The organism is Streptomyces sp. NPDC050658 (assembly GCF_044457025.1).
Taxonomy (GTDB): Bacteria; Actinomycetota; Actinomycetes; order Streptomycetales; family Streptomycetaceae; genus Streptomyces.
The window spans coordinates 25,332-37,119 of sequence record NZ_JBITGM010000020.1 but is presented as its reverse complement, the minus strand read 5'-3'; the positions used below and the strand labels follow the sequence as shown (position 1 = coordinate 37,119).

6 protein-coding genes are annotated in these 11,788 nt (G+C 73.7%); 1 reads left to right on the top strand and 5 read right to left on the bottom strand.

The window, feature by feature from the left end; genetic code table 11:
* Positions 1-78 precede the first annotated feature (78 nt).
* The 5 genes from ACIBKX_RS39785 to ACIBKX_RS39765 all read right to left on the bottom strand — a co-directional run bounded on the left by ACIBKX_RS39785 (position 79) and on the right by ACIBKX_RS39765 (position 10,429).
* Entirely contained in the window at positions 79-1,656 is a 1,578-nt protein-coding gene (locus ACIBKX_RS39785) for a long-chain-fatty-acid--CoA ligase (protein ID WP_363276902.1), read from the bottom strand.
* A gap of 127 nt (positions 1,657-1,783) precedes the next feature.
* Complete coding sequence (locus tag ACIBKX_RS39780; protein ID WP_363276882.1) at positions 1,784-7,843, bottom strand: SDR family NAD(P)-dependent oxidoreductase; 6,060 nt, start codon at positions 7,841-7,843, stop codon at positions 1,784-1,786.
* A 29-nt stretch (positions 7,844-7,872) separates the two neighbouring features.
* Positions 7,873-8,196, bottom strand: coding sequence for an acyl carrier protein (locus tag ACIBKX_RS39775; protein ID WP_363276881.1), 324 nt, complete (start codon positions 8,194-8,196; stop codon positions 7,873-7,875).
* 270 nt (positions 8,197-8,466) lie between these two features.
* Positions 8,467-9,921 carry an MFS transporter gene (locus tag ACIBKX_RS39770; RefSeq protein WP_363276880.1) on the bottom strand — a complete coding sequence of 485 codons (1,455 nt, stop codon included), beginning with the start codon at positions 9,919-9,921 and terminating at the stop codon, positions 8,467-8,469.
* A 136-nt stretch (positions 9,922-10,057) separates the two neighbouring features.
* The gene (locus ACIBKX_RS39765; protein WP_363276879.1) at positions 10,058-10,429 is read right to left on the bottom strand and encodes a nuclear transport factor 2 family protein; all 372 of its coding nucleotides are present in this window, start codon (positions 10,427-10,429) and stop codon (positions 10,058-10,060) included.
* A gap of 418 nt (positions 10,430-10,847) precedes the next feature.
* Here ACIBKX_RS39765 and ACIBKX_RS39760 point away from each other — a divergent pair, with 418 nt between their 5' ends.
* Positions 10,848-11,651: an AfsR/SARP family transcriptional regulator gene (locus ACIBKX_RS39760; RefSeq protein WP_363276878.1), complete on the top strand. Its 804-nt coding sequence runs from the start codon at positions 10,848-10,850 to the stop codon at positions 11,649-11,651.
* The last annotated feature ends 137 nt before the right edge of the window (positions 11,652-11,788 follow it).

Below are 11,788 nucleotides of genomic sequence, written 5' to 3'. Positions count from 1 at the left end.
ATGGGCCGCGGCAGCACACCGCGGCCCAAAAGAGGGGGGGGCGCGCCCGCCGCCGGGCGGCGGCAGGCGCAGAGCGGGTCAGGCCGGTGCGGTCTGCTGCTGCGCGGCGAGGTGTTCGCGCACCTGGCGGCGCAGGATCTTGCCCGAGGGGTTGCGGGGCAGGGCGTCCAGCACGTGGTAGCGGACGGGGATCTTGTAGTCGGCCAGCCGTCCGTGCAGGAACAGCAGCAGGTCGCGGGGGCGGGCGGCGGCGCCCTCGCGCAGCACCACGGCGGCGTGCACCGCCTCGCCCCAGTGCTCGTCGGGCACCCCCACCACGGCCGCGTCGGCGACCGCGGGGTGCTCGGCGAGCTGCTTTTCCACCTCGGCGGGGTAGATGTTCTGCCCGGCCACGATGATCGTGTCGTTGATCCGGTCGCACAGGAACAGATGGCCCGCCTCGTCCAGGTAGCCGGCATCCCCCATGTGCAGCCAGCCGTCCACCAGGGCCTGTTCGGTGGCGCGCGGGTTGTTCCAGTAGCCGAGCATGTGGGCGGGGGTGCGGATGCAGACCTGGCCGATCTGCCCGGCGGGCAGCTCGGTGCCCTCCCGGTCCACGATCTTGAGCTCGTTGCCGGGGCAGGGCAGCCCCGCCGCCTTGAGCAGTTCGCTGCCCGCCCGGTGCACGGAGGGCGGCAGGCACACGGCCACCGAGCCCGCCTCGGTGCTGGCGTAGATCTGGGCGAGCTGGCAGCCGAACATGTCCAGGCTGCGCAGCAGCAGCTTCTGGGAGATCGGCGCCGCACCGTAGGCGATCTTGCGCAGGGAGGCGAAGGTCTGCGGGGTGACGCCGCGTTCCTCCAGCATCATCTGCAGCATCGCGGGCGCCACGAAGGTGATGGTGACGCCGTAGGCGCGGATCAGGCGCACCGCCTCGCTCGCCGAGTACATCGGCAGCACCACATGGGTGGCGCCGGCGGTGAAGCCGTGCAGGAACCAGCCGATGCCCGCGATGCCGAAGCCGGGCAGCGAGATCAGGCTGATGTCGTCGGCGCGCCAGTCGATCCAGTCGTCGCCGTCGATGTCCTGTTCGCGCATCGCGGCCGGCAGCGTGAAGAAGGTGCGGTGGGCGATGACCACGCCCTTGGGCAGGCCGGTGGTGCCGCTGGTGTAGATCTGCAGGACCGCGTCGTCGGGGCCGGTGCCCGGGTCCGGGGCGTGGTCGGCGAAGGCGGCGGACCAGGCGGCCAGGCCCGCCCCGCGGTCCGGGCTGCCGTCGGGTGCGGTGCCGTCCAGGCGCACCACGTGGCGCAGGGCGGGCAGCCCGGCGCCGGCGGTGATCTGGTCGGCGGTGGCGGCGAACTCCTGGTCCAGGAAGAGGAGTTCGGCACCGGAGTCGGTCAGGATGTGCTCCACCTCGGCCGCGGTCAGCCGCCAGTTCACCGGCACGATCACCGCGCCGGCCTTGGCGCAGGCCAGGATGGTCAGGTAGTAGTGCTCCGACTCGCGGCCCAGGTAGGCCACCCGGCTGCCGCGGCCGATGCCCGCCGCCCTCAGGGCGTGCGCGGCCCGGTTGCTGTCGCGGTGCAGGCGCAGATAGCTGGTGCGGCGGTCCTCGCAGATCAGCGCGGTGTGTTCGGGCCGTTCGGCGGCGTTGCGGGCACAGGCCCGGGCCAGCGTCCAGCCGGCCCGCCCCCCGGCGGCTTCGGCGGCCTGGGCGGCCTGGGCGGGTGGGGTGGGTGCAGGGTGGGTGGTGTGGTTCACGTCGTCACATCGCCTTCTGTACGGCGCTGGGGTGGGGGCGTCATCCGGCGTCCTGGGTGAGCTGGCCGTCCAGGAACGCGGTGATCTGGCCCACCGAGGGGTGGTCGAAGGTCAGCGAGGCGGGCAGGTTGAGGCCGAAGTCGGCCTCCAGGGCGGACTTGACGTCCATGCCCATGACCGAGTCCAGGCCCAGGGTGACGAAGTCGGCGCCCGGCTCGACCTCGTCGGCCGAGGCGAAGTGCAGGACGGCGGCGACCCGTTCGCCCACCGTGCGCCCGATCAGCTTCAGCCGCTCGGGCTTGGGGCGGGACAGCAGGTCGGCCAGGTCGGTGCCCGTCTCCCCGCCGTCCGCGCTGCCCGGGCCCGCGACCCGTTCGAACAGGGCGTTGGGCAGCGGCAGCCGGGCGGTGAACTGGGGCCAGTCGAAGACGTTCACCACCCGCTGGGCCGTCTGCGGGCGCTGCCACAGCCGGTGCAGGGCGCGCAGGCCCCAGGCGGGCGAGAAGAGGCGGACGCCGCTGCGTTCGATCTCGCGGATGTAGGAGGCGTCCAGGCGGGCGGAGACCCCGACCCGGCCCCAGGAGCCCCAGTTGACGCTGAGCGCGGGCAGCGCGCGGCGGGTGCGCCAGTGGGCCAGCGCGTCCAGGAAGGAGAAGGCGGCCGCGTAGTGCGCCTGGCCCACCGCGCCGCGGGCGCCGGCCACCGGTGCGATGGAGGAGTACACGGTGAAGAAGTCCAGCTCGGCAAAGGAGGCGGCGGCCTCGTGCAGCAGCCACCCGCCATACACCTTGGGCGCCAGCTGCTGTTCGATGGCCGGCCAGTCAAGGGCGGAGATCAGTTCGCTGCCGATGGCGCCGGCCGCGTGCACGATGCCGCCCACCGGGTGCTTTAGCGCGTGCAGTTCGGCGACCAGGTCCGCCACCTCGGCGGCCTGGCCCAGGTCGGCGCGGAGCAGGGAGATCTCGGCGCGGCCGGCGAGGTCATCGAGGATGGCGGCGGCCTCCTCGGTGGCCCGTCCGCTGCGGCTGACCAGGGCCAGCTGCCGCGCGCCCAGGTCGACCAGCTTGCGGGCGGTGACCAGGCCCAGGCCGCCCAGGCCGCCGGTGATGACGTAGGTGCGGTCGGCGCGGACGGTGAACTCCTCCGCCTCCCCGCCCGATCCGGTGCCGGTGCCGGTGCCGGTGCCGGTTCCGGTGTCGTCTTCGGGGTCGAGGGTGACGACGGCCGGGCCGGGGCGGGCGGCCGCGGCCCGCAGGGCCTGGTCCGTCTCCTCGATCCGGTAGGTGTCCACCGCGCCGGACAAGGCGCTGCCGCTGCCGCTGCCGCTGCCGCTGCCGCTGCCGGTGGTGGTGGCGGCGGTGCGGGCGGCGGCCGTGGCCGGCTCCTCGTTCTGCTCCAGCACGCTGACGGCGTCCTGCGGGAGGGTCAGGTGGGAGCCCAGGGTGCCGGGGCGGGCGACGGCGACCCGGGTGCCGACGGCGAGCGCGGCGCGCGGGCCTGCCGCGACGACGGTGCCGGCGCAGGCGGTCGTGGTCAGCGGGCTGCGCACCGGCTCCCCGGCCCCGGCCGTGCCGGTGCCGGTGCCGGTGTCGGTGTCGGTGTCGGGCAGGGTGTCGGGGGCGGCGGGTGCGGGCAGGTCGGCGGTCGTCAGGGCGGCGGCGCTGACGCGGATCTGCACCTCGTCGTCCTGCGGGGGCCGGGGCGCGGCGGGCACGGCGTGCGGTACGCCGCTGCCGCCCTCGGCGGTGTCGGTGTGGATCTCGAAGGCGCCCGCCGGGCCGGGGGCGTGGTCGCCGGGCAGCAGCCGGCGCACGTGGCGGCGTCCGGCGCGGTAGGCGATCTGGTACTCGTCGGCCTCGGGGGCGGCCCATTCGGCCAGCAGGGCGCGGGCCGCCGGCGGGCCGTCGCGGTCGGTGTCGACGAGGGTCGCCTTCAGCTTGGGGTGTTCGTTGAGCAGCGCGTGGCCAAAACCCCACAGGGCGGCGGCGGCGAGCTGTTCGTCGCCGTCGGCCTGGTCGCCGGGCAGCCACTGGGCGCGTTCGGTCACCAGCCACACCCGCGGGGTGGTGCGGGCCTCGGCCAGGCCGGGTGCGGCCAGCGCGGCCAGCAGCGAGCGGAAGTTGTCGGCCAGTTCGGCGCGCAGCCGGGCGTCGGACATGGGTTGGGCGGCCGGCTGCCAGAACCAGGCGAGGTCGGTGATGGTGGGGTCCTCGGCGAGCGCGGCGTTGAGGGCCGTGCTGTCCGCGGCCCGGCTCAGCCGTACTCCTGCGGTGTCCTGAGTGCCGCTCAGGGCGCTGAGCGCGGTGAGCGCGGCGGCCTCCCGCGAGCCCGCACCGGTGTCGGTGGCGGGGGTGCCGGCGAGCAGCACATGCCGTTCCGCCGGGCCGGTGGTGGCGGGGGGCAGGGTGCGGCGCAGCCAGTCGATGCGGTGGGTGAAGTGCGGGCCGCCGTCGGGGGTGTGGGGCCGGGTCAGGCGGGCGCCGAGGAGCTCGGCGACCGGCGCGTCGTCCTCCAGCAGCAGCAGGTCGGCCAGCCTGCCGGACCCCTCGGGCAGCTGGGGTGCTTCGGGGCTGAGGCGGGCGACCAGGCGCAGCCGCTCGCCGCGCGGCTTCTTGAACAGGCGCAGGCTGCGGGCGCCGTCCATGACGTGCAGCGGGCCGTCCTCGTCCAGGGCGACGGCGCCGATCAGGGCGCTCTCCAGGAGCGCGGCGGGCAGCTGTTCCACGGCGGTGGCCGGGGCGCCGGCCAGGTCGCCGGTGATCACGCCGCCGGGGTGGCGGGCGGCGCCCAGCAGCCGGGTGGGCAGCTCGCCCAGGCCGCGGCCGACGGCGGCCAGGTCGCAGGCCAGGTCCTCGGCGTCGGCCTGTTCCAGGACGGGGCCGGGGGCGGCGGCCAGGGCGCGCAGTTCGTGGGCGGCGGCTGCGTCGGCGGCGCCGGGGGCATCGGGGGTGATGCGGGCGGTGAGCAGGGTCAGCACCTCCTCGCCCCCGTCCTGCGGCGCGTCTTGTGGCTCCTGGCTGTCGCGGGCGGCGGGGCGGGTGAGGGTGGCGGTGATCTCGACGTCCGCGGCGTCGGGGCCGGTGGGGTGCAGGCGGGTGGTCAGCCGGATGCGGCGGTCGGCGGGCAGCGGCAGGGGCTGGGGCAGCCGCAGTTGGGTGACGGCGGCGCGGGTGTGGCCGAACACCGCGTCCTGCAGGGCCAGCAGCAGGTCGGCCCAGGCGGCCGGGGGCAGGCAGGGCTGGTGGCCGGTCTGGTGGCCGGCGATCTCGCCGAGCTGTTCCGGGCCGAGTTCGGCACGGAACTCCCGGATGCCGGCGGGCAGTTCGCTGCCGTTCTCCTCCGGGTTGTTCTCCTCCAGGCCCAGCAGCGGGTGGTGGGCGGGGCCGCCTGCGGTGCGGGAGGCGCGGGAGGGGTTGACGGGCAGCCAGTAGGGCTTGCGCTGGAAGGCGTAGGTGGGCAGCTGCAGGCGGGGCGGGCGTGATCCGCCGTGGTAGGCGTGCCAGTCGACGGGGAGCCCGGCGGCGTAGAAGTCGGCCAGGGCGCGCAGGGTGGCGGCGCCGTCGGTGTCGTTGCGGCGCAGGCTGGGCAGCCACAGGTGGTCGGCGGCGCTGACGCTCTGTTTGCCCAGCGCGCACAGCATGGCCGAGGGGCCCATCTCGATGAAGGCGTGCCGGCCGCGTTTGGCGACGGCGCGCATGCCGGCCATGAAGCGGACGGGTTCGCCGATGTGCCGGACCCAGTATTCGGCGGTGGCGATCTCCCGCATCCGGGCGACCTTGCCGGTGAGGTTGGAGACCAGGGAGATGGTCGGTTCGCGGAAGGTGATGGAGGCCAGCGCGGTGCGGAACTCGTCGAACACCTCGGCCATCAGCGGGGAGTGGAAGGCGTGGGAGACCGACAGGGGCTGGACGCGGATGCCGTCCTGCATCAGGCGGGCGCTGATCTGGGCCAGCGGGGCGTCGGCGCCGGAGATGACGCACTGCTGGGGGCCGTTGATCGCGGCGACGGCCACGTCGGGGTGGTCCTGCAGCAGCGGCTGGACCTGTTCGGCGGGGGCGGCGACGGAGGCCATGGAGCCGGGGGTGGTCACCGACTGCATCAGGCGGGCGCGGGCGGCGACCAGGGTGATCGCGTCGGGCAGCGAGAAGAGTCCGGCGACGGTGGCGGCCACGACCTCGCCGATGCTGTGCCCGATCAGCACGTTGGGCTTGATGCCCCAGGCCATCCACTGGCGGGCCAGCGCGTATTCCAGGGTGAACAAGGTGGCCTGGGTGTAGAGGGTCTGGTCGATGGCCTGCGGGTCCTGGGCGGTGCCCAGCAGCAGGTCGCGGACCGAGTGCTCCAGGTGGGGGGCGAAGAGCCGGTCGCATGCGTCGACGGTCTGGCGGAACAGGGGCAGGCGGGCGTAGGGGGCGGCGCCCATGCCGGCGTACTGGGCGCCCTGCCCGGTGAACATGAAGGCGACCTTGCGGATGCCGGAGGGTTCGACGTCGTGGTCGGGGCGGCGGGCGGCATCGAGCAGGTCGAGCAGGCCGGCGCGGTCGGTGACGGGGGCGGCGACGCGGTGGGTGAAGTGGGCGCGGCCGGTGTTGGCGGTGTAGGCCAGGGCGGTCACGTCCAGGTCGGGGTGGCGCTCGGCGTGGTCGCGGTAGGCCTGGGCCTGGGCGCGCAGGGCGGCGCTGCTCTTGGCGGACAGCGTGAACACCGGGGCGGCCGCGGCCTGTTGGCCCGCGCCGTCGCCGTCACGGCCGCCGTCGCCGGTGGGGGTGGGGGGTTGTTCGAGGACGACGGCGCTGATGGTGCCGGCGAAGCCGAAGCTGTTGACGGCGGCCCGGCGCACCGGGGCCTTCCAGGGTTCGCAGGCGGTGGGGATGCGGACGGGGTAGACCTCCCAGGGGATGCGCTGGGAGGGGGTGGTGAAGTTGAGGTGCGGGTAGATGGTGGCGGTGCGGATCTGCAGCATCGCCTTGATGACGCCGACCAGTCCGGAGGCCGGTTCCATGTGGCCCAGGTTGGTCTTGACGGAGCCGACCAGCAGCGGGTCCTCGGGGGTGTGGGAGTCGGCGAAGACGTTGCTGATGGCGCCGATCTCGATGGGGTCGCCCAGCGGGGTGCCGGTGCCGTGTGCCTCGACGTAGCTGATGTCGCCGGAGGTGAGGCCGGCGTCGGCCAGGGCGAGTTTGAGGACGCGTTCTTGGGCGGGGCCGTTGGGCACGGTCAGGCCGGCGCTGTCGCCGTCCTGGCCGACCGCGGTGCCGCGGATGACGGCGATCACGTCGTCGCCGTCGCGGGTGGCGTCGGCCAGGCGTTTGAGGACCAGGACGCCGCAGCCCTCGGCGCGGGCGTAGCCGTCGGCGGATTCGTCGAAGGTCTTGCACTGGCCGTCGGGGGCGAGCATCTGGGCGTTGGAGAACATCACCGGGATGCGCGGGTTGTGCAGGGCGTTGACGCCGCCGCCCAGGGCGATGTCGCATTCGCCGCGGCGCAGCGCGCTCACCGCCATGTGCAGGGCGGCCAGCGAGGAGGAGCAGGCGGTGTCGACGCTGATGCTGGGGCCGCGCCAGCCCAGGAAGTAGGAGAGCCGGCCGGCCAGCGGGAAGAGGGTGATGCCGGAGGCCAGGTGCCCGTCGAGCTGCTCGTAGTCCAGGCTGTCCAGTTCCAGGGCGTAGTCGACGGAGCTGGCGCCGATGTAGACGCCGCCGTTGGAGCGGCGCAGCGCGGTGGGGTCGATGTTGGCGTGTTCCAGTGCCTGCCAGGCGGTCTCCAGGAGCATCCGCTGCTGGGGGTCGATGTACTGGGCTTCCTTGGGGGAGATGTTGAAGAAGCCCGCGTCGAACAGGTCGATCCGGTCCAGGTAGCCGCCGGCCGTGGCGCGTATCTTGCCCTTGTCGTCGGGGCCCTGGGGGGTGAAGGCGGCGGCGTCCCAGCGGTCGGTGGGCAGCGGGGTGATGCCGGAGCTGCCGGTGCGCAAGAACGTCTCGAAGGCGTCGAGGGATTCGCTGCCGCCGGGGAAGCGCAGGCCCGCCCCGACGATCGCGACGGGCTCGGAGGATGTGCCGGCCGCGGCCGGGGTGGTGACGGGGCGGGTGTCGCGCGACATGTCCGCGGCTCCTTGTCTCCGGTGTTCGGTTACTGGGCGGGCAGCTGGGCCGGGGAGGCGCCGGCGAGCAGGTCGGTCAGGTAGAAGACCAGCTGTTCGACGGTGGGTTCGTTGAACAGCACGTTGGTGTTGATGGACAGCTCGAGCAGGTCCTCCAGCTGCTGCTTGATGCGGGTCAGCCGCAGCGAGGTGAGCCCCAGGTCGAAGTAGCTGACGGCGAGGGGGAGTTCCTCGTCGGCGTCCATCAGCAGGGCGTCCTTGAACAGCTCCTCGACCAGGGCCTCGATCTCTTCCCTGATCTCGTGGGCGGGCAGCTCGCGCAGCTGCCCGGCGGATATGTGGGTGTCAGACATGTGGTGACCGATCCGGAGTTACGGGCCGGCGGCGTGCGCCGGCGTATGGGCGGCCAGCCAAGCACCGGGCCCTGACACGTCGCTGACCGGCCACTCACCCCTCATTTGCGGACAGGCGGACCAGCGGACAGGAGGGGTGTGCGGGGCGGGAGAGGCGAAAGAGGCGGGCGGGAGGGGCAGAGGGGGCGGGCATGGGAAAGGGCCGGGCCGGCGTGGTGCGCCGGCCCGGCCCTGGTGTGCGGCACGGGAGTCGAAGAGGGGCGGGTGGGTCTAGCGCTGGGCGCGCGGGCGCATGAAGCGCACGATGACGCCGGCGGCGAGGCAGCAGGCGACCAGGGGGATCAGTCCCATGCCGAAGGCGTGCGGGTAGTCGCCGGGGGAGTCCTCCAGTGCGGGGAAGAACACGGCGCCGACCAGGGCCACGCCGATGGCGACGCCGCCCTCCTGGACGGTGTTGGCGGTGCCCGAGGCGGCGGCGGCGTGCTGTGGGTCGGCGCCCGCGAGGACGGCGCCGGTCAGCGGGCCGGTGGTCATGCCCATCCCGATGCCGGCCAGGACCAGCGGGGGGATGATCCAGAAGATGGAGCCGTCGCTGCCCAGCCAGTTCGCGGTCAGCCCGGTCAGCACGTAGCCGACCGCCAGGGTGAGCGGTCCGGCCGAGTACAGCCGGTGGCCCAGCCGCGCGGCGAGTTTGGTGGACAGCATCGAGGAGCCGAAGTAGCCGCCGCCCAGGGTCAGAAAGACCCAGCCGGCCTCGGCCGGGCTCAGGCCGCGGCCCTGTTGCAGGTAGAGCGCGAGGAGGAAGAAGAACGAGCCCATGGCCAGGAAGTAGGAGAGCATGCCGGCCAGGCCCACCGAGAAGGTGCGGCTGCTGAAGATCGCCAGGTCGATCAGCGGGCTGAGCCCCTGGCGGGTGCGGCGGCGCTGGTGGGCGACGAACGCGGCGCCCAGCGGCAGCGAGGCGGCCAGCAGCAGCCAGCTCCACAGCGGCCAGTCCTCCTCCTGGCCCTGGATGAGCGAGTACACCACGGCCACCAGCGTCACCGTCGACAGCAGGGCGCCGGCCAGGTCGAGGCTGCCGCCCTCGGGGCTGCGGGACTCGGGGATCAGCCGGGGGGTCAGGGCCAGGGCGATGACGCCGACGGGCAGGTTGATCAGGAAGATGGTCCGCCAGTCCAGGCCCGCCACGTCGACGGAGATCAGCGCGCCGCCGATGACCTGCCCGAACACCCCGGCCAGGCCGACGACCAGGCCGTAGACGACGAACGCGCGGGCGCGGGCGGCGCCGGTGTAGACGACGCCGAGGATGCCCAGGACCTGGGGGACCATCAGCGCGGCGGCGGCGCCCTGCAGGACGCGGTAGGCGATCAGCGCGTCGGGGCTCTGCGCGATCGCGCACAGCCCGGAGGCGATGGTGAAGCCGAGCATGCCCAGCGAGAACATGCGCCGGCGCCCGTACAGGTCGCCCAGCCGTCCGCCGGTGATCATGCCGGCGGTGAAGGCGACGCCGTACCCGACGATGACCAGCTGCGACTGGGCGTGGTTGGCGCCCAGGTCGGCCTGGATGGTGGGCACGGCGACGTTGGTGATGAAGTAGTCGAGGACGGTGATGAAGGTGCCCACCATCACGATGGCCAGCGCACCCCAGCCGGGGGCGCGTTGCGCGGCTGCCGGTGGTGTCACCTCGTGTTCGAGCCTGGTGTCGGACCCGGAGTCCGTCGTCATCGTGGTGCTCCTTGGGGGAAAGGTCGGGGCGGTGCGGGGCGGTGCGGGGTGGTGCGGGGTGGTGGTGCGGGGACGGAAACGGGCAGACCCCCACGTCGCGGGGATCCGCCCGGTAAGTCCCGTGCCGTGGCCGGGCTCAGGCGCCGGCGGGCACCTTGTCGAGGAAGCCGTAGACGCCCTTGATCTTTCCGGCGCCGTCGGTGGCGACGACGTCGAAGCCGATGACGATGTTCTCGCCGCCGGCGGCGGGCACCAGCTCCCACTGGAAGCGGGCGATGTGGTGGTTGGCGTCGACCTCGCCCAGGATCTTGAAGTCGAAGCCCTTGAACTGGTCACGGGCGCCGGCGATCACGGCGCCGATGCCGTCGTGGCCCTGGACGTCGGCCAGCGGGTCGGTGTAAGTGGCGTCCGCGGTGAACAGGCCGGAGATCGCGGCGGCGCGCCGGGTCTCGTCCGACTCGTTCCAGATGGCGATGTAACGGCCGGCCAGTTCGGTCAGGTCACTCACAAGTACTCCTTGATCGCTAGCGATTACGTATCGGGTGCCGCCGTCGCGCGAGGCTGCGGGCGGCACCAGGACTCACTGTGACAGAGCCGACTCAAGGGGCACTTGAGGACAACTTGAGATGCGGGCGGGCCTCTCTCGCGCCCCGCACGAGCCCGGCCCCTCCCCCCGCACGAGCCCGGCCCCTCCCCCCGCACGAGCCCGGCCCCGCCCCCGCCCGCCCCCGGAAACAGGCACCCGGTTTCGGGGCTGTCGCGGATGTTGCGGGTCTGTGCCGGGCGCCTGCCGGTTCCCGGCCGCTCTCATGGCGCATCTCCAGCCGCGCTCAAGGAGCCGGTGCGACGTTCAACGACGCGGACACCACACTCCGTACCGCCGCCGGAGCACCACCACGGGGGCGACGGGCAGGGAGGAGAAGTCAGTGAAGTTCAAGGTTCTCGGCTCGGTGGGGGTCGAGGTTCAGGGTCATTTCCACGGTGTGCGGGGCGGCCATCAGCGGGTGCTGCTGGCGGTGCTGCTGGTCAACGGCGGCAAGCTGGTGCCGGCCGAGGAGCTGTATGCCGAACTGTGGGGCGACGAGCCGCCGGTGACGGTGGAGAACGCGCTGCAGGCCCATGTGTCGCGGCTGCGCCGCACCCTGCAGGAGTGGGGGCCGGGCGCGCCGGCGCTGGTGGGCCGTTCCACCGGCTACAGCCTGGAGGTGCCGGCGGAGGATCTGGACATGAACGTCTTTCGGCGCGGGGTGGCCAAGGCGCGGGCGGCGATGGACCTGGACCCGGCGGGGGCGGCCGCGCTGCTGGCGCAGAGTCTGGGGCTGTGGCGGGGCACGGCGTTGCAGGGAGTGGCCGGCGGGCTGCTGTGCCAGTCGGTGGCGGTGCAGCTGGCCGAGGAGCATCTGGCGGCCACCGAGGACAAGCTGTGGCTGGACCTGGAGCGCGAAGTGCCCTCGGCGATAGGGGAGTTGAAGCGGATGAGCGTGGTGCATCCGTGGCGGGAGCGGGTCACCGAGATGCTGATGCTGGCGCTGTACCGCTGCGGGCGGCAGGCGGAGGCGATCGAGACGTATCACGCGGCCCGTACCCGGATGGTGGCCGAGCTGGGCACCGAGCCCTCGCCGCAGCTGCGCGAGCGGTTCCTGGAGATGCTCAACCAGTCGCCGGCCTGCGCCGCTCCGGCCCGCGAGGCGCGTGCGGCGCGTGCGGCGCGCGCACCGCAGCTGGTCTAGCCCGGCCGCACCAGTCAGGGGGTTGGGGCCCCCCCCCCCCCCCCCCCCCCCCCCCCCTTTTTTGTTTTTGGGTTTGGGTGGGGGGGGGTGGCTGGGGGGGGGCGGGGGGGGGGCGGGCGGGGGGGCGCCGGGTGTGG

Coding starts and splice junctions, on each gene's coding strand:
- ACIBKX_RS39775 (WP_363276881.1), bottom strand. CDS start 8,196: ATGTCTGACACCCACATATCCGCCGGGCAGCTGCGCGAGCTGCCCGCC.
- ACIBKX_RS39780 (WP_363276882.1), bottom strand. CDS start 7,843: ATGTCGCGCGACACCCGCCCCGTCACCACCCCGGCCGCGGCCGGCACA.
- ACIBKX_RS39770 (WP_363276880.1), bottom strand. CDS start 9,921: ATGACGACGGACTCCGGGTCCGACACCAGGCTCGAACACGAGGTGACA.